We start from the raw sequence: 21,409 nt of genomic DNA, 5'->3' as shown, positions 1-21,409 counted from the left end.
GAGCACTGATGGAGCGAGAGTATGGTACGCGATAGCGCCTGCGATCTGATTGTTTTTGGCGCCAGTGGCTTCACCGGTCGGCTCGTGGCCGAGTACCTCGCGACGAGATACGGAAAGAAAATCAAATGGGGAATGGCGGGCCGCGACCTCGAGAAGCTCGCCACCGTCCGCGCCGAGATCGGCGCGCCCGACGATACATTGCTGATCAAGGCTGACTCGGACGACGAAGCGTCGCTGCAGGCGCTGGCTCGGTCGACGCGCGCCGTGATCTCCACGGTCGGACCCTTCCAGCTTTTTGGATCGAAATTGGTGGCGGCATGCGCTCGCGCGGGCACGGACTATCTCGACTTGAGCGGCGAAACCGTCTGGATGAGGAGCATGATCGACGCCCATGAGGACGAGGCCCGATCGAGTGGGGCGCGCATCATCTTCTCGTGCGGCTTCGATTCCGTGCCGTTCGAACTCGGCGTGTTCTTCCTGCAGGGCGCCGCCAGGAAGGCGTGGGGAGAGCCCGCCGAGCACGTGAAAGGCCGGGTCCGGGTGATGAAGGGCACGTTCTCGGGCGGAACTGCAGCCAGTTCACGCGCGACGATGGCCGCCGCGATGAGTAATCCGAAGGTGCTCGACCAGCTCAAGGATCCGTTTCTTCTGACGCCCGGCTTTGCTGGACCGAAGCAGCCGCATGGAATGAAGATTGAGTTCGACGAGGACCTCGGCGCCTGGGTGGCCCCCTTCATCATGTCGCCGATCAACACGCGCAACGTTCATCGCTCGAACGCTCTCATGGGGCACAGCTACGGGACCGGTTTCGTTTACGACGAGATGATCGTCGCCGGTCCCGGCAAGCAGGGCGAGATGACGGCCGCCAAGATTGCGGAGGATAACAGATCGTTCGGCGGCGAAGGCAGTCCGAAGCCAGGTGAGGGCCCGTCGAAGGCGGAACGTGAGGCCGGTTGTTACGACATCCTGTTCATCGGGAGTAGCAAGGATCGCGGCAAGATCTCTGTCGCGGTTCGAGGTGACAGGGACCCAGGTTACGGATCGACGTCAAAAATGATCACGGAATGCGCGATCTGCCTCCTGCAGGACGCGAGCGACGTCGCTGCTGGCATTTGGACGCCTGGCGCGGCGATGGGCGAGAAGCTGATACCTCGGTTGGTTCGAAATGCCGGGCTCACCTTCAAAGTCGAGAGCTGAGAAAGGACGAACGCTGGGAAAATTGTTGTTCAGGAAAAATCGGGGGCGGCTCATGGAATGTGGTCTATTCGCGATCGAATTCTTTCCCGATCCGAGCGTCGATGAAATCAGAGAAGGTCAGCTTCTCGCGTTGGCCTTCGGATTGCCTTTCGCTGTCATCGTGCAGCTTGTTCTTTGGATTGCGCTGTGAAGTGGGCGCGCGGGTCTCCCAGACTGGCCCGGGATCTCTGATCCCGGGCCATTTTTTTTCGGGGGGCTCTTCGACGCCGCGCGGATCCAACCACGATTGTCGGAGGATCAAGATCGCCTGGCTTGGCCTTGTAGTTCGAGCATATACCTCGGGCCGCGGAAATTCCGATTGGTTTCCATCAGTGCCTGCGCGCCGGCTTCGATAAAGCTGCCCGCCTTCCCGCGCGGCGGCGCGTCCCATCGATCTATGCGTTCTGCAGAGCTTCGCGAATCCGCGGCGATCGCTTCAAAGCCCATTGTATGTCCTTCGGAGTACGCCCAAGCAACCGCTCGAGCTGGTCGTCAACGATGTCATAGCGTCCGCCCGCGACCAAGTGGACGAGCGCCCTTATGTGGCTTGCGACATGCGGATTGCGGGACGCATAAGCGCTGTTGACGTAAGTCTCGATCCAGGCGTCCGCCGCCTGAGGAACGTAAGAAATACGCCGGCCCAGCACCGCGGCATAGTCCTCCGCAACCCCGTGCATGTCTTTCAACGTCGGACCGGTCAACGCATAAGACTTCGAAACATGCCCCGACGGATCCATCAAAATCTTCGCGCATACTACTGCAACGTCATAGGCCGCAATGGGCGCAACCTTCTGCGACCCAAACGGCAGGTGCAGCTCATTTGCACCGAGGAGCTGCTTCAGGGGAAACCACGACAGGATGGGATTCTCGACGAACATCGTCGCTTGAACGTTCACAACCGGCAGGCCTGACCATTTCAACGCCCGCTCCGAAGCCCAGTGAGCCCGTTGTTGCCGCGACCAATCGCCAATCAAGCCGCCCAGCCAAGCGCGTCTTGCATCGTGCGAAGTCGACATTCTGTCGAAGGTCATGTAGCACTGCTCGTATTCCGAAATGTTCACGAACACTTCGGTATCCCCTTGTTCTTGTGCGGCTGCAGCCATCAGGATGCTGGCGTCGGTATAATAGGGGTTCAAGCTCATGCTGAAATAAATTCGTTGACAGCCCTTCACGGCGGCGACGACGTCGGCGAGATCGAGAAGATTCCCGACAAATACTTCTGCACCGGCTTCCCGCAGCGCTTCGGCCCGTTCGTCGTCCCTTTTGACAAAGGCACGTACTGGATATTGCTGCTCCAGCAGCATGTGGGTGATCGTTTTACTGACCGAGCCAACTTCTCCGCCGGCGCCGGTGATCAGGATTGGACTTCGCTTCGACATGAATCGTCTCCCAAGGTCAGCAGTCGGTCTCCGGCGCGGTTAGTGTTGCCTTGAGCCGCAAAATGGTTGGAGTTCCCATCCCATCTCGCTTGGCAAGTTCGCCCGTGCCTCCGAAGAAAGTGCTTCAGGCAATTTCTTCTCCACGGTCTGAAAAAGTAGGTGGCTATGGTCGAGGGCCGGACCGGTCGCTCAGCAATGGCGACGGTCCGGCATTTTTCAGATCGGCATCGCGATCGATTGTGAGATGAAGCGGATCACCACTTCTCGCCGTAGGGGCGGAGTTCGTAGTTGAACGACCATGCCGAGCGAGGCTGATGGCAAATGTGCCAAATCTCATCGGCAATCGTTGTCGGTTGAGCGAAAAACTCTTCCGGCTTGTCGTGGAACATCTTGCGAGCCCACGGTACGTTGATGACTGCGTCGATCATCAGAAAGGCGACATGGACGCCCTTCGGGCCCAGATGCCGCGCCATCGATTCGGCAAGGATGCGTTCTGCCGCCTTCGACGGCGCAAAGCCGGCGTAGCTCTCGACCCCGCGATAGGCTGAGGTATTGCCGGTCGCGATGATGGCACCGCTTTGCGCCTTGATCATCGCAGGAGCGACCGCTCTGGCAAGGTAAAGCAGTCCCATGGTGTTGACTTTGAAGTTCGTCTCAAGAGCCGCGGGATCCACTTCCAGGAAATTTCCGAACGTTCCGCCTACGGCATTGTGGATGGCGATCGCGGGCGCGCCGTGGTCACGCGTGATTTTTGCGATGGTTTCGCTGACCTGGTCCTCCTGCGTGACATCGCAGATGTAGGCGGAGGCGTCCGGCAGCTCGGCTTGCAGCTTCGGAATGCGCTTCTCCGAGCGCGCAATGAGAGCGACGTGGTAGTCGCCGCGAGAGAAGCGGCGGGCGAGTGCGCTGCCTGTACCGGGACCAACACCGGTAATAACACAAACTGGTTTTGTCATGATCATGCCTGCGCTTTTGCTGCTGCTTCAACGAATGGGAGTCGATCGTTTCCGAAATAGAGTTCCTCTCCGATCCGAAACGTTGGCGTACCAAACAGGCCGGCTTCTTCGGCTGCCTTGTTGCGGGCCTTCAGTTCCTCGGAGGTCTCCTCCTGAGCCATCAGTTCGAGGATGCGATCGGCAGGAAGCTCGTTCTTCTTCAGGAAGTCTCTGAGGATGTCGACGTTGCCGAGGTCAAGCACCTGGGCGTAGAGGCCCGTGAACACCTTCGATACGAAATCGGGCCCCACCCCGAGCTTGATCGCGGCGATGGCCCCGCGAAGCAGGAAGTTGAGGTCGATGTGCCGGAAGTTCTGGTTGGGCTCCCAGCCGACGCCGTACTTTTTGACCCAACGTTGCAGATCGCTTTTTGCGTATTTTCTCTTCGCCCTGCACTCCATTGTCGTCGGGGTGTTGCCGGTCGCTTTCATCAGATCCAGCACATTGATGGGCATGTAGACGACGGTTGCCTGCGTGTCTGCGGCCAGCTTCTTGAGCTGACTCTGTGCGAGGTAGCTGTAGGGGCTACCGAAGTCGAAATAGAATTCAATCTGTTTGGTCATCCCTGGTCCTTTCTCCCTTGTCGATCGCTCGTTTTGGCTCAATTTGCTGCCGAACAGCTGCCGAGCCGGGCCGCTGCTTTCGTGTATCTCACTGGTTTCCAAGACGAAAATCTGGTGTCTCCTGCCCTCAAAGAAAGTTATTGACTGGTAAGTAAGTTAATTGTAGATGAGTATCAATGTCAACTGCTAGCCGCTTCGAAGAAGACTTCGCTGGGCCATGAGCATGTGTATTTCCGCATTGTCAGGAGTTGTCGACGCTAGCCATGGCATTGGCGAATGCGGCAATCGTGCGTCTAGCGGTGCATTAGGGTTGCACGAGGCTTTACCTCGCGAGTCGAGTGATAATACTTTCGAGCGCATGAAAAAGCGCAAGAAACGACTGACAAATTCCGAACATCGCGAGTTGAGCATGTCGGCAGTATTGGCTGCCGCCGAGTTTCTCTTCGTGACCCAGGGCTACAACGGCACGACGACGGAGCAGATCGGGCAGCTCGCAGACCTGACCAAGGGCAGCGTCTACTTCTATTACGGCAACAAGGAAGGTGTCCTGCTTGAGCTGCTCAATCGCGTGCGAGCCAACGTCATGGAGCCATATCTTCAGATCCTGCAAGATCAAAGCCTTTCGCCCGTCGAGCGCATGACGAAATATCTGGAGAGGGCCGGCGAGGTCGCCCTTGACCATCCGGGCTCGATGTTGCTGCCGATCGTCGTCTCTATAGAGATGGCCGCAACTGAATCCGAGGCGGCGCGCAGGGTAAAGGCTGGCTACAATCGGATCGCGCGAGAAGTGCGAACTGTCCTGGAGCTTGGGCAGGCTTCTGGCATGTTCCGCTCCGATCTGAGCAGCAGCGATATGGCTCGGGTCCTGATCTCCACCGGCGATGGCATCATGCTCGAGTGCCTCCGTCAGAATCTCCGCATTGACGTTCACCGTCTGGTTCGCGCGCTGAAGGCTGTCGTGCTTACCGGTCTTCAAATCGCGTCGGAGGCGCCGAGAGACATCGAGGCCGATGATGGCCCCTCCGTTATCGATGTCTTGCGAGGCAATCTCCAGGACCACGCATAAACAATCAACGAATTCTAACAGGGAAGGTCCGACCATGGCTCAAGCGGCGCTCGCACGCGAAATCCCGGAAGAGGCAACTGAGGTCGCTCTACAGACCCGAATCAAGGCTGGCGCAACGCTGGAAGATATCAGCGAGATGACGCCGCGCTATCGTGACGTGCTCGTCGCGACTATGGCGATCGCGGCCGATCTGGAAATCATGACGTTGCCTCTCGACTTCGATGCCATCGCGTTTGCGCCCAGTATCAACGATCGAATTGCCATCGCGTCTGCGCTGCAAGACGAGATGGGGCATGCCCAAGTCATGTTCCGCATGCTCGAGGATTTCGGCTTCGACTCCTATCACCAGGTGTTCGAGCGTGATCCCAAGAATTTCAAGACGTTCTTTCTGCTCGAGTTTGGCAACTTGAGTCCGATCGATGTGGGGCTAGGCCACCTTGTCGGCGATCAGGCGGGATACATCACGACGTGTGATCTCGAGGAAAATTGTTCATTCGGTCCATATAGCCGGTCCCTGCGGAAGGTGAACTTCGAGGAAAATTTCCACGTCAAGCGCGGCGAGTACATGATCCGCCACTACATGCAGCAGGGGCCCGAGATACGGAAGCGTGTTCAGGAACGTATGGATTTCTGGTTTCCCTTGGGTGCCGAGTGGTTCGGCGCGACGGACGATGTCAAGTCGAGAACCGACCAGCTCCATTACAAGATTCGCGGTAGCAGCAACGATCAGCTCAGGCAGATTTGGCTGCAGCGCCTCGTTCCTTTCTGCGAGCAGGTTGGTCTGAAGGTCCCGGCTCACTTCGATAGCGAAAGAGGCATTTACGTCCTCGATTACCAGATGCCGATCCTGCTGAATCTGGAAACTTTGAAATGGGATTTCCGTACGGTGCCATGGCCCGAGAAGCTGGCGCAGTGGAAGAAGGGCGGCCCATTGAAGCTGCCGGGCCTGAGCCGGATGCAGATTGAGCTGTGGGGGCAAGACCTGTGGTGACGGAGCAGGCGGTCCGGGAGGCGCTTCTCGCGGTGAATGACCCGCATATACCGGTCAGCATCGAGAGCATGGGGATGTTGCGGGCAGTCACGATATCGGAAACCGGCGTGGTCAATGTCGAACTCGCCATCCCGTGCCTGGCCTGTCCTGGCGTGTCGATGCTGAAACAATCGGTCAAGGACGCCGTGGGCGGCCTAAAAGGCGTCAGCGAGGTCAACGTCCTCGAAGGCTGGCACCACGATTGGACCACTCAATCCATTGAGCCCAATGCACGGCAACTGATGCGCCGCTTCGGAATACAAGTTTAAGGGTGCGATGATGAAGAAGGTTATCGACAGACAATTGGAGTTGGGCGGCGACAAGCCCGAATTCTACGAGGTATTTGCGCGCAGAGATTCCGCAGAACCACTCACTCATATCGGTTCGGTCGAGGCCCCCAACGCGGAACTGGCGGAGGCGCGCGCCTGGTTCGTCTACGACCACCATACCTGGCGGGAGATGTGCATCGTTCCGCTGTCGGCAATCGTTACTATTACCGAACGCGGCAGCAAATCGAAGGTGAAGGTGGTGTGATGTCCGTCATCAATTCAATCGAAGATCTTTCAGAAGCGGACCGGTGCCTGCGGGACGAACTGTATTGCATCGCGGACGCCAAACTGGTGCTCGCCGGCTGGTACATGATGGTGTTGCAGAACGGGCGCTCCATCGCGGACTTCACGTCCATCTGCGCGATGATGCAGGGGCAGTATGGGCATGCCCGCGCGCTCTATCAGCATCTGGGGCGTTTCGGAGTCACGCTCGAGGAGGTCGAGTGGACGCGTGGTGCGAAGGATATCCGCTCGCCCAAGCTGCTCGACCGGCCGCCGCAATCGTGGTCTGATTTTATCGCAACGATATTCATGGCTGAGCAGGCCATTTCCACGCAACTGAGCGCTTACAGGACAAGCCTGGCCGACAGAACCCTGGCACGTCTCGCTGACAAGATCCTGAAGGAATCGCGCTTTCACCTCAGCTATTCGGTGGGCTGGATCAAGGCGCTGCGCAAGGATTCGGCGTCCACGGTAGACGAAGACGCCCGTCGCCGCTTGGTCGACGCTTTGGATTGGTGGGGCGACGCGGACCGGCCGGACGTGGTTTTCTCAACCGGCTATCGGGATACGTCGGATTCGGACCTTCGCGATCGCTTCCTCAAAGCGATCGGCGCAACCTTCGATGTTCCGGACGGAATTGTGGGCCCTGCAAAGTCGTGGCAGCCGTCCATCCGCCGCAACGGCCGTCCCGGGATCCCGGAGAATCTGTTCGAGAAGATCGGTTTCAAGAATCGCGAATTGGCGATGCCGTGAATCGAAACGAGCCAACGTTCGACTTGCCGGTAGATGCCAGCAAGGTCGTTTGTCCGCACTGTGAGAGCGATGTTGTCGATATCGAATCGCCTTTCGGTGGAAGCGTTTCCGAAGTCTTGTTTCGATGCCGGAAATGCAAGTCGTTCTTCCATTGGGTGAAGTGGCAGCCTGAGCCATCACGTTAGGTGCGGTCGGAAAACCAAAGAGCAGCACAAGCTGCCAGAACGAACAAGGGGAGGTCATGGTGCTGGATCGAGCCATTTCGGTTTCGGATGTTCTTCGGGCAACGGCCTGCGCGACGCCGCAAAGAAGCGCCGTCGTCGATGAGGCGGGGTCGCTGACCTACCGCGAATTCGATGAGACGGTCGACCGCCTTGCTGCTGGACTTCAGCGGCTCGGAGTTGGAGCAGGCGACAGGGTTGCATATTTGCTGTGGAATCAGCGCGAGCTGCTTCTATCCTACTTTTCGATCGCCCGGCTCGGTGCGCTGACCGTTTCTCTAAACTTTCGGCTGACGGCCGAAGAGCTCGCGTATCAGCTCTCGGCAGCCAAGTGTAAAGCGCTCATCGTTGATGAAGAGCTCGCTGGACTGGCGTCTCAGGCCATCGCGACCTCTACGCTCTCGATCCGACTGATCGTGTGCGGCAGCGGCGTGGGGCCCGATCAGCTTCGCTTCGACGATCTGCTAAGCGGTACCGCAGACATGTCCTCCTTCCCGATCGTGAGCGCAGATGCTGATAGCGGCATCTGGTTCACATCGGGCACGACAGGCCGGCCGAAGGGAGCAGTGGTTAAGCACCGATCTGCTCTGGCTGCCGCGATGCTCGGCGCCTGGGCTATTCGGATTTCGGAACCCATCAGAGTCTTGGGCGTCGCTCCCCTTTTTCATCGAGGAGCGATGGAAAACGTTGCGCTCCCGGTCGTGATGTGTGGTGGCACGCAGTTTTTGTTCAAGAAGCTCAACGCTGCACAAACGTTGGAATACCTGGAGAAGCTCGAGATCAACACCGCGTTCATCGTCCCGACGATGGCCTGGCAATTGCTGCGCGAACTAACTGCCGAGACGAAGCCGTTGCCTCATCTCGCAAACTGGCTTTCAGCGTCCGCCCCGTTGCCGCCGGTACTTGCGGAGCAAATCACCAAACGCTTCGAATTACCCAATGGAGTTATTAACACTTACGGCATCACCGAAATGCTGTTCGTTTCGACCTGTCCTCCGTCGATGCTGTCGAGGAAGCCAGGCAGTGCCGGGCTCCCGGCACCTGGGACGCAGATCGCCATCTACGACGACAAGCGCGGGGTCCTTCCTCGTGGCGAGATCGGAGAAATTCTCATCAGCGGGCCGACGGCATTCTCGCGCTATCTCGACAACGAGCAAGCGACGCGGGACGCGATCATCGATCTGAATGGGCAGGAGTGGTATCGCAGCGGCGATGTCGGTGTTCTCGATGAGGACGGATACCTTGCTATCAAGGACCGCAAGAAGGACATGATCATCTCCGGTGGAGAGAACGTCTATTGCGCCGAAGTCGAATTGGCGTTGATCGATCATCCATCAATCCGGGAAGTCGCGGTGATCGGAATTCCCGACGAAAAGTGGGGCGAAATCGTTGTCGCTGCCATCGTCAAGGCGACAGATGCAGCCGTAGATCCGGACGACATCGTAAGGAGCTGCGCGTCCCTCGCGAGCTACAAGCGGCCGCGTGAAGTGGTCTGCCTTGACGCATTGCCGCGCAACAGCTTCGGCAAAGTACGCAAGGATCTGGTTCGGGAGATGGTCCGCGAGCGGCTCCCTTCGTCGACGCGCATACGCCGCGCGTCCTAGTCAAGGAGCCGATCTTCTCGAACCGGCTTGAGGTTTAAGAAGACACGTAGTTTCACATTTTTGGAGTGATGTCATGTTCAAGCTCTTCAGGCCATTTATTGCTCTGATGCTGATGTCGTTCGGGTCCGCTGCGTATGCCGCCGATGCACCGGGTGTGACGCCGTCTGAGATCAAGATTGGCGGAGTCTTTCCTTTCAGCGGACCGGCCTCGCCGTACGGTGTCATAGGTCAAGCCATTCTTGCCTATGCCCAATCGGTCAACGACCGCGGCGGCATTAACGGCCGGAAAATAAACTACATCATGTACGACGATGCTTACAGCCCGCCCAAAGCGGTGGAGCAGGTGCGCAAGCTCGTCGAAGGCGACGAGGTCGCCTTCATCTATGGTCAGCTTGGTACCCCGGGAAACACGGCGGTCGCCAAATATCTCATTGCGAAGCGCGTGCCGAGCATAGGCATCATCACCGGGTCGAACAAGTTCACGAACGTCTCGGATTATCCGCTGACGACGACGAGCATCGTCAGTTACGATACAGAGGGGAAGATCTATGCCAAGTTTCTGACCAAGACGATGCCGAATGCGAAGTATGGCATCCTCTATCAGAATGACGATCTCGGCAAGGATTACGTCAACGCTTTCAAGGCGATCTTGAAAGGCGCTTTCGAAGCGAAGGTTGTCGCCGTCTCATATGAGGTCAGCGATCCAACGGTGGATTCTCAAATCCTGAACTTGAAGAGTTCAGGGGCCGATGCGCTGCTGGTGGCGGGGACGCCAAAGTTCGCGGCGCAAGCCATTCGGAGGGCTGCCGAGATCGGCTGGAAACCCACGATCGTACTGAACTACCCCTCGGGTTCGGTTAGCGCGACCCTGAAGCCGGCAGGTCTGGAAAGGGCGGTCGGTGTGATCGTCGGGCAGAACCTGATGGATCCGGTCGACACGCAGTGGGCCAACGACGCTGGGATGAAGGGCTATCGAACCTTCATCGAAAAGTACATGCCGGGCGCCGACTTCGCCGACACCAATATCCAGTACGGTTATGCGCAAGCAGCGTTGCTCGAACACCTGATCAAACAGTGCGGGAGCGATCTTTCCCGCGAGAATATCATCAAGCAGGCGAAGAGCCTGAAGAATGTCATGCTACCGACGCTGTTGCCTGGCATCAGCGTCAGTACGAGCGATAAGATCAACATGAATTACACCCAAATGAAGCTGCAACGCTGGAGTGGTACAGCCTGGGAGCTTTTCGGCGAAGTCCTTGACGCTTCCTCAGAGTGAGCAGGGACGGAAGGTCGGGCTCACGTGCCCACACGGTGGCGGCTCCCGGCAGACCTGCGCAATGAGCTGAGCCGTGATGCGCCGGCGCAGGGTCGTCACGCACCGCTGAACACCGAACGAAGATCAGACCTGCCGCACCGAGAGCTAGGTGTGCGGCTGGAGCGAAACTCGCCGATCAAGACTTGAAAAAAACAAGGTAATATACGAAAGCAACTTATGTAGGTTTGCAGCATCTACTTTGATCTGAGTGAGAAGGGTCGGTGTCGGCCGCGCTCTCGCGAGTGACTCAAGACAGCTTGATTTGCGCTGGGACAATTCCTCCCGGACCGGGGAGGTAAACAAGGCAGGAGAGGCCAGAGATGCCTGAGGCATATATCTACGACCACGTTCGCACGCCGCGCGGCAAGGGAAAGTCCGACGGCTCGCTCCACGAAGTGACGGCTCTCGCGCTGGCGGCCGTTCCGCTACAGGCGCTGAAGGAGCGCAACAATCTGGCGCCTGACAGCGTCGATGACGTCGTGCTCGGCGTTGTGGATCCGATCGGCGAGGCAGGGGGCGACATCGCGCGATTTGCTGCGCTGAAGGCCGGCTTCGACAAGTCAGTGCCCGGTATTCAGGTCAACCGCTTCTGCGCGTCGGGCCTCGACGCCGTGAATATTGCCGCGGCGCAGATCATGTCGGGGCAGCACGAATTGACCATCGGCGGCGGCGCGGAGTCCATGAGCCGCGTCGGGATCATGTCCTCCGGTTCGGCATGGCCGACGGATCCTTCTATGGCGGTGCCGAGCTATTTCATGCCTCAGGGCGTCGCAGCGGATTTGATTGCCACCAAGTACGGCTTCTCGCGCGATGACGTCGATACCTACGCCGTTCAGAGCCAGGAGCGCGCCGCCCGGGCCTGGGACGAAGGTCGGTTCAAGAAATCGGTCGTGCCGGTGAAGGACGTCAATGGCATCACGATTCTCGCAAAGGACGAGCATATTCGCCCGGGAACGACAATGCAGTCGCTCGGCCAGCTGCAGCCATCATTCGCCACGATGGGTGCGATGGGCGGCTTTGACGCCGTTGCCGTGCAATCGCATCCGGAAATCGAGGCGATCAATTACGTGCACCATGCAGGCAACTCGTCGGGTATTGTCGACGGCGCGGGAGCCGTTCTTCTCGGTAGCAAGGATGCTGGCAAAAAGCATGACCTCAAGCCACGTGCAAAGATTCGCGCGTTCGTCAATGTCGGCTCCGAACCTGCGATGATGCTGACCGGTCCGGTCGATGTGACCAGAAAAGTGCTTGATCGTTCCGGCATGAAGCTGTCGGACATCGATCTGGTCGAACTGAACGAGGCGTTTGCCTCCGTGGTCCTGCGACTGATGCAGGCGTTCGAAATCGACAGGGACAAGATCAACGTCAACGGCGGCGCGATTGCGATGGGCCACCCACTTGGCGCGACCGGCGCGATGATCCTCGGTACGGTTCTCGACGAACTCGAGCGTACCAACAAATCCACCGCTCTCGTGACGCTGTGCATCGGCGGCGGAATGGGTACCGCGACCATCATTGAACGGGTCTGAATTGTTCTCTTCCCTGTAAGGGGAGGCGACCCAGGCGAAAATCCTAATCATGACGTCCTTAGGAGCACTCGCGAGGAGCGAGGCACCCCTGGATGACGACAAGGAATTGGAACGATCACATGGCCTACAAGAATTTCAGGATTGAGACAGACGTCGACGGCATTGCGCTGGTGACGTGGGATATCCCCGGAAAATCGATGAACGTCATCGACGACACATCCGGCGCCGAGCTTGCGGCGATCATCGAGCAGATGACATCAGATGTGGCGGTCAAGGGCGTCGTTGTCACATCCGGCAAGGACGCGTTTTGCGCCGGCGCGGATTTGACGATGCTTGAAGCGATGAACCGTACTCACGGGGAGATGTTGAAGTCGCAAGGCGAGGAAGCGGCGAACAAATACGTGTTCGGTGAGGCGCGCAAATTGTCGCAATCATTCCGAAATATCGAGGTTGGTGGCAAGCCGTGGGTTGCCGCGATCAATGGAACGGCGCTCGGCGGCGGCTTCGAACTGGCGCTTGCCTGTCACCACCGCATAGCGTCCGACAATCCAAAAGCCCGTGTTGGGCTGCCGGAGGTCAAGATTGGAATTTTCCCCGGGGCCGGCGGCACGCAGCGCTTGCCGCGCCTGATGCCGACCATGGACGCCGTACAGATGCTGTTCAAGGGCGAGGCCATTGATGTCAAGAAGGCCCAAGCCCGCGGTATCATCGGAGAGGTGGTGCCTGCTGGGGATCTGATTCAGAAGGCGAAGGACTGGATCAAAGCCGGCGGCAAGGCGGTCGCGCCCTGGGATCAGAAAGATTTCAAGCTGCCTGGTGGTACGGTCTACTCGAAAACGGGTTTGCAGTTCTTCCAGCCTGCGACCGCGATGCTGCGCCGGGAGACTTACGACAATTATCCGGGCGCACGGGCAATCCTGCAGTGCGTCTACGAAGGCCTGCAGTTGCCGATGGATACGGCGCTGCGCGTCGAGTCGCGGTACTTCTCAAAGATTTTGCGCTCGAAGGAAGCGGCGGCGATGATCCGCTCGCTCTTTATATCGATGCAGGATCTGAACAAGGGTGCGCGCCGTCCGCAGAAGGTGCCGCCGACAAAGGTGAAGAAGCTCGCAGTCATCGGTGCAGGTTTCATGGGCGCCGGCGTCGGCTACATTTCCGCTCAGGCGGGAATCGATGTGGTGCTGATCGATCGCGACCAGGCCTCGGCCGACAAGGGCAAGGGCCACGCCCAGGCGAACGTCGAGGCGGCAGTTTCCAAGGGGCGCATGAATCAAGCCGACGGCGACGCGATCCTCTCGCGCATTACCGCCACCGCAGATTACAACGCGATAAGCGATTGCGACCTGGTGATCGAGGCGGTGTTCGAGGATCGGAAGGTCAAGGCAGAGACCTACGCCAAAGCGCAGCCGCTTTTGAAGAAGGGCGCGATCTTTGCGTCGAACACCTCCACGCTGCCGATCAATTCGCTGGCTGAGGAGTTCAAGGATCCGTCTAAGTTCATCGGGATCCACTTCTTCTCTCCAGTCGAGAAGATGATGCTGTCGGAAATCATCGTCGGCAATGACACTGGAGACGTGGCGCTGGCCACCGCACTCGACTACGTGCGCCAGATCAAGAAGACGCCGATAGTCGTCAACGACTCTCGTGGCTTCTACGCCAACCGTTGTGTGATGCTCTTCCTCTTCGAAGGATATGAGATGTTGCTCGAGGGCGTGCCGCCCGCGATGATCGATAACGTCGCCAAGATGGCCGGCATGCCGGTCGGGCCGCTCTCACTCAGTGATGAAACCGCGCTCGATCTTGGGCTTAAGATCTTGAGGGCCACCGAAGCCGATGTCGGCACGCAGGCGGTCAATCAGGATCACAAGAAGTTGCTGGTCGAAATGGTGGAGAAGCGCGGGCGCCTCGGCCGAAAAAATGGCAAGGGCTTCTATGATTATCCCGACAAGGGAAAGGGACAAAAGAAGCTATGGTCGGAGCTGACCGTGATGCAGCCTAAGCGGCTCGATCCGGATACGCTCGACGTCGAGGAATTGAAGCAGCGGTTTCTCGTGGTCCAGGCCGTGGAAGCCGCGCGCACCGTGGAAGATAACGTCATCACCGATCCGCGGGAGGCCGACGTCGGCTCGATTCTCGGATTCGGGTTCCCGCCATTCACCGGGGGCACGCTGTCCTACATCGACTTCATGGGAACGAAAAAGTTCGTCGAGCTGTGTCTGAAGCTGGAAAAGAAGTATGGTTCGCGCTTCACGCCACCAAAGCTCTTGATCGAAATGGCCGCTAAAGGCGAAACGTTCTACGGTCGCTTTACACCGAAAAAGGCGACGGCGGCATAGCGGCGTCGATATCCGTCTGAGCTCGCAGCGGGGCAACCGTCAATCCGGTGCCCCGCTTGATCGAACGGCCCGTTTCATTGTCGGGCGAGAGGGAATGTCTTCCGCTAAGCCGCCTTGAATTATCGAAAGAGCCGCTCTTTCGTTCGCGGGGTGACGGAGCGAGCACATCACACTGTCACCAAGGAGCTTGGCCGTTTGACGACCCCCATCCGGGTCGCTCCGACAGCGTTCCTCGTTCGGGGAAGCGGCCGATGAGGCGATAGATGCGAATCTCGAATTCCAGCCAGGTCACTGTTCCGCTGCTCCCTGATTTGGCGGGGCGATAGTCCACACCACTGCGATACGGCGCGGGAGAATGAGCTCGATTCCGAGAAGCCGAGAAGGTGACCGATACGAGAAACACCGACATCTGTCTCGGAGAGCATGATTAGAGCTTCAGCCATCCGATAGGCATCGAAAGGTTCAGAGAAGCTCGTGCCGGCTGAACTTAAACGGCGCTGGAGCGTGCGAGGTGAACAGCCGACTTCGCTGGCGACGGAGTCGATATTGGCTGCACCCGGACCGAGCTTTGCGACCGCTGCCTGCACCCTTTGGCAAAGGGCATCCATTTGACGGAGAGCGCCAAGCAAAGTCTCAGCGTAAGCGATATTGATGTCGCACAAGGATCGATCCGCTCCGGATCTTAGTGTTTTCAGTGCCTTGGCATCGTAGTCGACGGAAGCGTATCGCGCGCCAAAGCAAACGTCGCATTTAAGGGTTTCAGCGAACGAGGCCTGATCGGCCTCTGGCCGACCAACGAGATGAACAAGCGTAGGCTGCGGACCGCTCGCGACGATACAAGCGATGATCGCATCGGTATGAAGCACATCCATCGATACGGCGTCCCAGTTCGGTTTATACAGCATCCGAACCGCTCCTCCCGTGGATTGCGTCGTGAGCTGGCCGCCCTCGCTCAGCAACGCCTGATAGCGCAACAGGTGCTGAATAGATTCGCCAAACGTAGGGCTGTGCGCTGTGATGACCGCGATCACATTGGTGGCGTGTATAGGCAGGGAGCTGCCGACCTTGACCCCGAGCAGAGGATCATCCGAAAGAAGCCGGGCGCGGCCCCAAATGGTTCTTGTTGGAGAGAGCTCAATGCGGCTCGTGTCGGGAAATCTGCCGTCCACGATGCCGCGGACACCGAGCGTCAGTCGTGTTCTCTCCAGGCCCTGTCGTTCAAGGCCGTCGAGAATTGCGTTGAACCAGCATGAGGCTACGGTAAGAGCTGTCAAGACGATGGTTCTCCCCGCGGAGCGCGGTCGAATGATATCAGTATTTTGACAAGCATGGCCATGCTCTTCTTATCGGCCTTCGGATTTTCTCGTAGATTCTCGGTCGCAGCGACCACGTGCGCGAATGACAGTTCGGTAGTGGCCTGCTCCAGGGGGACCTTCCACGCGATCGTTGCGGGTCGCAGGAGCAGTGATGCGGTCGCTGCAGGCGAGAGGGACTGGAACGCGGTGGCCGAAAGCCGTCATAAGTTGTTAAGCTATCGCCGGAGGGGACTGGCAAGGCGGCAAGTGGCGCGCTACCTGCGTCCAGGGCGCCGCGAAGCTCCCGTGGACAAAAGACGACAGTATGCGGCAGGCCTTTCGCGGCCGAAGGCCTTCCATCCGAAGCGTTTGCGGTGCAATCGAGCCTTTCGGCCGCAACGGCAGGCTGAGCTGTCGCGTGGACTGGCGGCGGATGCAGTGCCTTTGGCTGTGCAAGTTGGTGCGCGGGGCACCTTTCGTAAGCCGCGGGGATCAATTCGCTCTTTTGCGGCCGAGCTCCCAGGAGCGCCCAGTATCGCGGCCAGCGGATTGGCCGCGGCCGCCGGCACGATGCAATCGCACTCAAATGACCTCAAGCGCCGTTCGCAAAGTCCGCGACGGTGAGTTCGGCGGTCTCGTGCTGGGGTGCGGCCTACGGATCAATAGGCCTCGGCTTCGCCCGCGTGGTAGCGCTTTCCGACATCTCGTTCACATCAGATAGCCACACACGTGGCCGTTTCAATTCCCGTTCGGCGTCAATGCCCTTTGGAAGCCAGGACCTTCTTCATCCAAGCCTCTTCCTCCCCGACCTTTGGAAGAATGAATCCGGCCTCCATCACGTTGTCCGGATTTACTTCATCGAGACCAGCGATGATGTCGGAGGTTGGGACATCCAGCACACGCGATACGAGTGATGAGTATTCTGCAAGGAGTTTCGCTTTGGCCTCGGCGTCTCGTCCTTCGCGAATGGTTGTCGCTATCAGCAGTCTCTTTGCCGGCGTCCCGCCCACAAACACGCTCTCCGATTCTTCGAAGACGACGTTGACTAGCCATCTGGCTCCGCCCGCCACACGCAAGTGCATTTCCACCAACGCTTCGGCGATCTCATGCTTCTGTTCGGAGCTGATCGCGCCGCGTTCACTCATGATCCTGTAGATTGGCATGTCGTCTCCTGCCGCCTTGCCGCTTTTTGAAGTTGTGCGGAAAGATATCACGCCCCAGCAGCGCGGGTTCTATGGCCGTACGCGCCAAAAAATTGACGTTGTGCGCCAACTCTTATGTTTCGTTTTACCGTCCGACGATCGCATGCTCCAATCGAGGTAACAGACATTGATCGCTTCCGATTAAACGGAAGTGGCAGGATTTATCGGAGGAATCCATGTTGGGCTTAATGCAGGACTGGCCTTTGCTGTGTCAGCGGATCATTGATCACGCCGCAGCTTGCCACCCAAATCGCGAGGTGGTGACTCGGTCGATCGAAGGGCCGATCCATCGGACCAATTACGGCGAAATCAGAAAACGTGCGCTAAGAGTTGCCCAGCGGCTGGATCGCGACGGCATTGTGCTTGGCGATCGGGTAGCGACATTGGCCTGGAACACTTGGCGACACATGGAGCTCTGGTATGGGATCATGGGGATCGGCGCCGTTTGCCACACCGTGAATCCCCGCCTGTTTCCCGAACAGATTGCATGGATCATCAATCACGCAAAGGACAGAATTCTCTGTACTGACGTCACATTCGTACCGCTTCTCGAAAAGCTGTCGGCACACCTCGGATTCGTTGAGCGCTTCGTCATACTAACGGATCGCGAGAACATGCCGAACACGTCCTTGCGGGGAGCCATTGCGTATGAGGACTGGATCGATAGCGTCGACGGCGACTTCGCCTGGAAGTGCTTCGACGAGAATACCGCCGCTGGCCTGTGCTACACGTCGGGCACCACGGGGAATCCGAAGGGTGTCCTGTATTCTCATCGGTCAAATGTACTTCAGTCGCTGATGACCGCCCAAGTAGACGTGATGGGCCTGAGCTGTAACGATACCGTCCTTCCGATCGTTCCGCTATTTCATGCCAATAGCTGGGCATACGTATTCCAGGCGCCAATGGTGGGCAGCAAGATTGTCTTCCCTGGCGCGAAGCTCGACGGCCCATCCGTATATGAGCTGCTCAGGGACGAGAACGTGACGTCGACGGCAGGTGTCCCGACGGTCTGGCTCATGCTTCAACAGCATATGGAATCGGAAAACTTGCGGCTGCCGTCGCTCAAAAATCTGACTATCGGTGGGGCGGCGCCTCCACCTGCGATGATCGAAGGATTTGAGCGAATCGGAATCGCTGCACGGCAGGGCTGGGGTATGACGGAGATGGGGCCTGTCGGTTCGATCGGGTACCTGAAGCCGCCATTCGAAAAGCTGAATGGCGCCGAAAGGCTTGCCCAGCTTTCAAGCCAAGGTTTTGCACCGTTTCTCGTCGAGATGAAGATCACCGACGACGCCGACGCGAAACTTCCCCGCGACGGAAAAGCATTTGGTAGACTGAAGGTGCGTGGCCCAAGCGTCGCCAAGGCGTACTTTGGCTTGAATGACCAAATTTTGGACGAGGAGGGCTACTTCGACACAGGAGACGTCGCAACGATCGACGAGCACGCGTACATGCGCATAACCGATCGATCTAAGGACGTTATCAAGTCAGGCGGCGAATGGATATCGTCGATCGCGATCGAGAATGTCGCCGCCGCGCACCCTTCCGTGCAGGAGGTTGCGGTGATTGCCGTCCCACACCCGAAATGGGGCGAAAGGCCGCTTCTCGTGGTCCAGATCAAGACGGGGGCGGAGGCGTCCAAAAGCGCCATTCTTGCGTATCTCGAGGGCAAGATCGCGAAGTGGTGGATGCCTGACGACGTCGTGATGGACTCAATCCCCCATACGGCGACGGGGAAAGTCAAGAAGTCAGAGCTTCGTGAGCGCTACCGCAATCACCAACTTCCCGGCGCATCGGCTTCCTCCCGCCCGCTGCCTGATAGCGAAACGTCCAAGTCAGGGCGAGCCAGCCGGCACAGTTGAGATCTGTCACCGCGCGAGCGGTGACGATCCGCAATTCATGGATGAATTGCGTGGCACCACAAATTGATCTGTTCAGCCTTCTTCGGGCCAAATATTCACGCGAAGTGAAAAGCCTGTGCTTGGCTTGCCCGCTCTCAGTGCACTCCAGAGCGCTGGACCGGTTAGGGCAATCGAACGAAGAGATGGGTGCGACGTAGATGAGCCATACTCCCGAGGGGCCCGTCCGGCGAGTTACGATTCCGATGCTCGAGTTTTGGAAGCGGGATGGTCGACGACTGGTTATGACCACCGCCTACGACGCGGTGGCCGCCCGCATAGCTGATCCCGTCGTCGATGTCATTCTCGTCGGCGACAGCGTGGGTAACGTTTGTCTCGGATACGATAATACGCTGCCGGTCAGCATGGCCATGATGAATCACCACCTCGAAGCAGTTGCACGAACGAGGCCGAGAGCCCTGCTGGTGGCCGATATGCCGTTCCTCAGTTTCCATCTCAGCATCGAAGACACGATACGCAATGCCGGCGGGTTTCTGCAGCGTGGAGCCGACGCCGTGAAACTCGAGGGCGGAGCGAAGCGTCTCGAAATGGTTCGCGCCTTGGTCGATTGTGAGATTCCGGTTATGGGCCATCTCGGCCTGACCCCGCAGAGCGTCAACGTGATGGGCGGATTCAAGGTGCAAGGTCGGAAGGCGGACGATGCTTTGCGGCTGCTCGACGATGCTCACCGTCTGCAGGAGGCTGGTTGCTTCGCGCTCGTTCTGGAGGGAATACCGGCCGAGCTGGCAGCCCGAGCGACGGAAACGCTGACGATTCCTACGATCGGTATCGGAGCGGGGCCGGCCTGTGCGGGCCAGGTTCTTGTGCTCCATGATCTGCTCGGCCTGGTCGAAGGCCGTCGCCCGAGGTTCGTTCGCACCTACATGGACGGCTTTGGCCAGTTGCAAGAGGCACTCTCACGCTGGGCTGCGGATGTCCGGGATGGCGCATTCCCCTCTGCAGACGAGTCCTATCGTCTTCCTGAAGGCGCGGGCCCTGCCATCGCCAACTGGACACCGTCTCGCCCGACTTGAGGCGGATCAGACCTCGCGACTTTCTGCGCGATGAGGAGATCTGTCGAAATACGGGTGTCGCGATTCTCTTCGCGGCGGAGGTGCAGTGGGCGAGGCGAGGAATAGTGCTGCGGTTTCCATCTGGTCCATGACCGGCGTCTAATGCATCATGCGTTCGCGCCATGTTTTAGCCTAGTAGGTCTATGGTTCGTGCGAACGCGCTATCTTCGACACGCATTCCGGTCGTAAAGAACGACAGCGGTACGTGGGATTGCATCGCTCCGCGCTCACAGACGAATGCCTGCCGGATCCAGATCCGCGGTGTCCTATTCATTGGTGAGTAGGGCGATATGCAGATTTTTGATTGCCCAGATTTCCGCTAGGCCTTTAGTCCTTTGAAACGTCCCAGCGACCGCTTCTGTTAGTGGCTTTACAATGGCTGACCTTCGCATTTTTTCGTATCTGCCGAACCCAAGAGTTTGGAAGGCGACCATTGCGGGCAGATTCGCCGGAGTTGAAATCGAGATCAAAGGCGCTCTGGCGAAAGAATTGAAGAGCTGGCTTTGGGATTACAACGCCGCCCCCGTGGCTTCCTACGAATGGCACGCTTACTCGCCACTCGCTCGAACTGGAAGGGTAGGGCTGACAGGAGAGCGCCTGTTCAAGACAGAAGCGTTCATGGATGCCCACCCGTTCGGCAACGTTCCTGCGGCGTTCGCTCCCGGCGGAAAAATCGGCATCTTCGAATCGAATAGCATCATGCGAGCGGTGGCACGCCTGAGCAAGACCGATTTCCCTCTCTATGGGCAAGATGCTTACGAGGCTTCAAGGATCGACAGCTTCCTGGATGTGAGTCTGATTTTTGCGCGGGACGCTCAGATCTACCTTCTCGCGCTGTCGGACGGGACACTGGACGCGACGGTCCACGCGAGAGCTCAAGAAGCGTTTTCGATCTACGCGTCGGGACTTGAGCAAGCGCTCTCGTCCGCCAGCCAGGTGCTGGTCGGCGACAACATTTCCCTCGCCGATATCTGCTTCGCCACTGAGTTTGCTCTTTTCATGAACGAACATTCTCGACGGCGTCAGCTGGAGGAGATGGGCCTAAGCAGAATACTTCACCGTGGTGTCCGAAACGAGTATCCGCGCATGATGAGACACTTCGGTCGTCTGTTGAAGCACGAGAATTTCTCTGCAGACCTTGGATCATACGTAGATAAGCTGTCCGCAGCGGCAGCCTGACGCGACGGCATGCAGTACTGTCCACAACTCGACTCGCCGCGTTCGCCGTGGGTTTATGAAATCGTACTTGAGGGCGCCGCCGGAGGGCCTATGAAGATCGCCGTTGCCAAGGAAATCGATCCGTCGGAGCCGCGGGTCGCCGCTTCGCCTGATACGGTGAAGAAGTTTAAGGCGTTGGGCGCCG

The 21,409-nt window shown here is 58.4% G+C and carries 17 protein-coding genes and 1 pseudogene; 13 read left to right on the top strand and 5 right to left on the bottom strand.

Features of this window, described 5'->3' with window-relative positions; all coding sequences use genetic code 11:
* The first annotated feature begins 21 nt into the window (after positions 1–21).
* Positions 22–1,197, top strand: a complete 1,176-nt coding sequence (locus MOV74_RS02030; RefSeq protein WP_246917213.1) for a trans-acting enoyl reductase family protein — start codon at positions 22–24, stop codon at positions 1,195–1,197.
* Between the two features lie 434 nt (positions 1,198–1,631).
* Here the strand turns inward: MOV74_RS02030 and MOV74_RS02025 are convergent, their stop codons facing one another.
* The 3 genes from MOV74_RS02025 to MOV74_RS02015 form a co-directional block, all read right to left on the bottom strand.
* Positions 1,632–2,615 (bottom strand): NAD(P)H-binding protein, encoded by a 984-nt coding sequence (locus MOV74_RS02025; protein ID WP_246917209.1) that lies wholly within the window; start codon positions 2,613–2,615, stop codon positions 1,632–1,634.
* 254 nt (positions 2,616–2,869) lie between these two features.
* The gene (locus MOV74_RS02020; RefSeq protein WP_246917206.1) at positions 2,870–3,577 is read right to left on the bottom strand and encodes an SDR family NAD(P)-dependent oxidoreductase; all 708 of its coding nucleotides are present in this window, start codon (positions 3,575–3,577) and stop codon (positions 2,870–2,872) included.
* A complete protein-coding gene (locus tag MOV74_RS02015) occupies positions 3,574–4,173 on the bottom strand; it encodes a 2-hydroxychromene-2-carboxylate isomerase (protein WP_246917203.1) in 600 nt (199 codons plus the stop codon). Before MOV74_RS02015 ends, MOV74_RS02020 begins: the two co-directional genes overlap by 4 nt.
* 217 nt (positions 4,174–4,390) lie before the next feature.
* Here MOV74_RS02015 and MOV74_RS02010 point away from each other — a divergent pair, with 217 nt between their 5' ends.
* The 9 genes from MOV74_RS02010 (at position 4,391) to MOV74_RS01970 (ending at position 14,578) form a co-directional block, all read left to right on the top strand.
* Complete coding sequence (locus tag MOV74_RS02010) at positions 4,391–5,239, top strand: TetR/AcrR family transcriptional regulator (protein ID WP_246917200.1); 849 nt, start codon at positions 4,391–4,393, stop codon at positions 5,237–5,239.
* A gap of 34 nt (positions 5,240–5,273) precedes the next feature.
* Positions 5,274–6,230, top strand: coding sequence for a Phenylacetic acid catabolic protein (locus tag MOV74_RS02005; protein WP_246917197.1), 957 nt, complete (start codon positions 5,274–5,276; stop codon positions 6,228–6,230).
* Positions 6,227–6,538, top strand: a complete 312-nt coding sequence (locus MOV74_RS02000) for a metal-sulfur cluster assembly factor (protein WP_246917194.1) — start codon at positions 6,227–6,229, stop codon at positions 6,536–6,538. Before MOV74_RS02005 ends, MOV74_RS02000 begins: the two co-directional genes overlap by 4 nt.
* A 10-nt stretch (positions 6,539–6,548) precedes the next feature.
* Positions 6,549–6,803: a phenylacetic acid degradation b gene (locus MOV74_RS01995; RefSeq protein ID WP_246917191.1), complete on the top strand. Its 255-nt coding sequence runs from the start codon at positions 6,549–6,551 to the stop codon at positions 6,801–6,803.
* A complete protein-coding gene (locus MOV74_RS01990) occupies positions 6,803–7,573 on the top strand; it encodes a Phenylacetic acid catabolic protein (RefSeq protein WP_246917188.1) in 771 nt (256 codons plus the stop codon). Before MOV74_RS01995 ends, MOV74_RS01990 begins: the two co-directional genes overlap by 1 nt.
* A gap of 241 nt (positions 7,574–7,814) precedes the next feature.
* Complete coding sequence (locus MOV74_RS01985; protein ID WP_246917185.1) at positions 7,815–9,398, top strand: class I adenylate-forming enzyme family protein; 1,584 nt, start codon at positions 7,815–7,817, stop codon at positions 9,396–9,398.
* A 73-nt stretch (positions 9,399–9,471) separates the two neighbouring features.
* Positions 9,472–10,674: an ABC transporter substrate-binding protein gene (locus tag MOV74_RS01980; protein ID WP_246917181.1), complete on the top strand. Its 1,203-nt coding sequence runs from the start codon at positions 9,472–9,474 to the stop codon at positions 10,672–10,674.
* Positions 10,675–11,033: 359 nt separating this feature from the next.
* Positions 11,034–12,242, top strand: coding sequence for an acetyl-CoA C-acetyltransferase (locus MOV74_RS01975; protein WP_246917178.1), 1,209 nt, complete (start codon positions 11,034–11,036; stop codon positions 12,240–12,242).
* A 119-nt stretch (positions 12,243–12,361) separates the two neighbouring features.
* Complete coding sequence (locus MOV74_RS01970; RefSeq protein ID WP_246917175.1) at positions 12,362–14,578, top strand: 3-hydroxyacyl-CoA dehydrogenase NAD-binding domain-containing protein; 2,217 nt, start codon at positions 12,362–12,364, stop codon at positions 14,576–14,578.
* Positions 14,579–14,745: 167 nt separating this feature from the next.
* Here the strand turns inward: MOV74_RS01970 and MOV74_RS01965 are convergent, their stop codons facing one another.
* Together MOV74_RS01965 and MOV74_RS01960 are read right to left on the bottom strand one after the other, a co-directional pair.
* The gene (locus MOV74_RS01965; protein WP_246917172.1) at positions 14,746–15,852 is read right to left on the bottom strand and encodes an AraC family transcriptional regulator; all 1,107 of its coding nucleotides are present in this window, start codon (positions 15,850–15,852) and stop codon (positions 14,746–14,748) included.
* Positions 15,853–16,628: 776 nt separating this feature from the next.
* Positions 16,629–17,036 carry a tautomerase family protein gene (locus tag MOV74_RS01960; RefSeq protein WP_246917169.1) on the bottom strand — a complete coding sequence of 136 codons (408 nt, stop codon included), beginning with the start codon at positions 17,034–17,036 and terminating at the stop codon, positions 16,629–16,631.
* Between the two features lie 215 nt (positions 17,037–17,251).
* Here MOV74_RS01960 and MOV74_RS01955 point away from each other — a divergent pair.
* The 3 genes and pseudogenes from MOV74_RS01955 to MOV74_RS01945 form a co-directional block, all read left to right on the top strand.
* A pseudogene (locus tag MOV74_RS01955) lies at positions 17,252–18,874 on the top strand (long-chain-fatty-acid--CoA ligase); the annotation flags it as partial.
* Between the two features lie 260 nt (positions 18,875–19,134).
* Positions 19,135–20,007 (top strand): 3-methyl-2-oxobutanoate hydroxymethyltransferase, encoded by an 873-nt coding sequence (panB, locus tag MOV74_RS01950; protein WP_246917163.1) that lies wholly within the window; start codon positions 19,135–19,137, stop codon positions 20,005–20,007.
* A gap of 414 nt (positions 20,008–20,421) precedes the next feature.
* Positions 20,422–21,225, top strand: a complete 804-nt coding sequence (locus MOV74_RS01945; RefSeq protein ID WP_246917158.1) for a glutathione S-transferase — start codon at positions 20,422–20,424, stop codon at positions 21,223–21,225.
* Positions 21,226–21,409 lie beyond the last annotated feature (184 nt).

This window comes from Bradyrhizobium sp. SHOUNA76 (genome assembly GCF_023006445.1).
GTDB lineage: Bacteria > Pseudomonadota > Alphaproteobacteria > Rhizobiales > Xanthobacteraceae > Bradyrhizobium.
The sequence above is the reverse complement of the archived record's forward strand: the minus strand, read 5'-3'. Positions and strand labels throughout refer to the sequence as shown.

Excerpts from the sequence above, each read along its gene's own strand:
- MOV74_RS02030 (WP_246917213.1), top strand. The coding sequence starts at position 22 with ATGGTACGCGATAGCGCCTGCGATCTGATTGTTTTTGGCGCCAGTGGC.
- MOV74_RS02025 (WP_246917209.1), bottom strand. The coding sequence starts at position 2,615 with ATGTCGAAGCGAAGTCCAATCCTGATCACCGGCGCCGGCGGAGAAGTT.
- MOV74_RS02020 (WP_246917206.1), bottom strand. The coding sequence starts at position 3,577 with ATGATCATGACAAAACCAGTTTGTGTTATTACCGGTGTTGGTCCCGGT.
- MOV74_RS02015 (WP_246917203.1), bottom strand. The coding sequence starts at position 4,173 with ATGACCAAACAGATTGAATTCTATTTCGACTTCGGTAGCCCCTACAGC.
- MOV74_RS02010 (WP_246917200.1), top strand. The coding sequence starts at position 4,391 with ATGAGCATGTGTATTTCCGCATTGTCAGGAGTTGTCGACGCTAGCCAT.
- MOV74_RS02005 (WP_246917197.1), top strand. The coding sequence starts at position 5,274 with ATGGCTCAAGCGGCGCTCGCACGCGAAATCCCGGAAGAGGCAACTGAG.
- MOV74_RS01995 (WP_246917191.1), top strand. The coding sequence starts at position 6,549 with ATGAAGAAGGTTATCGACAGACAATTGGAGTTGGGCGGCGACAAGCCC.
- MOV74_RS01990 (WP_246917188.1), top strand. The coding sequence starts at position 6,803 with ATGTCCGTCATCAATTCAATCGAAGATCTTTCAGAAGCGGACCGGTGC.
- MOV74_RS01985 (WP_246917185.1), top strand. The coding sequence starts at position 7,815 with ATGGTGCTGGATCGAGCCATTTCGGTTTCGGATGTTCTTCGGGCAACG.
- MOV74_RS01980 (WP_246917181.1), top strand. The coding sequence starts at position 9,472 with ATGTTCAAGCTCTTCAGGCCATTTATTGCTCTGATGCTGATGTCGTTC.
- MOV74_RS01975 (WP_246917178.1), top strand. The coding sequence starts at position 11,034 with ATGCCTGAGGCATATATCTACGACCACGTTCGCACGCCGCGCGGCAAG.
- MOV74_RS01970 (WP_246917175.1), top strand. The coding sequence starts at position 12,362 with ATGGCCTACAAGAATTTCAGGATTGAGACAGACGTCGACGGCATTGCG.
- MOV74_RS01960 (WP_246917169.1), bottom strand. The coding sequence starts at position 17,036 with ATGCCAATCTACAGGATCATGAGTGAACGCGGCGCGATCAGCTCCGAA.
- panB (WP_246917163.1), top strand. The coding sequence starts at position 19,135 with ATGAGCCATACTCCCGAGGGGCCCGTCCGGCGAGTTACGATTCCGATG.
- MOV74_RS01945 (WP_246917158.1), top strand. The coding sequence starts at position 20,422 with ATGGCTGACCTTCGCATTTTTTCGTATCTGCCGAACCCAAGAGTTTGG.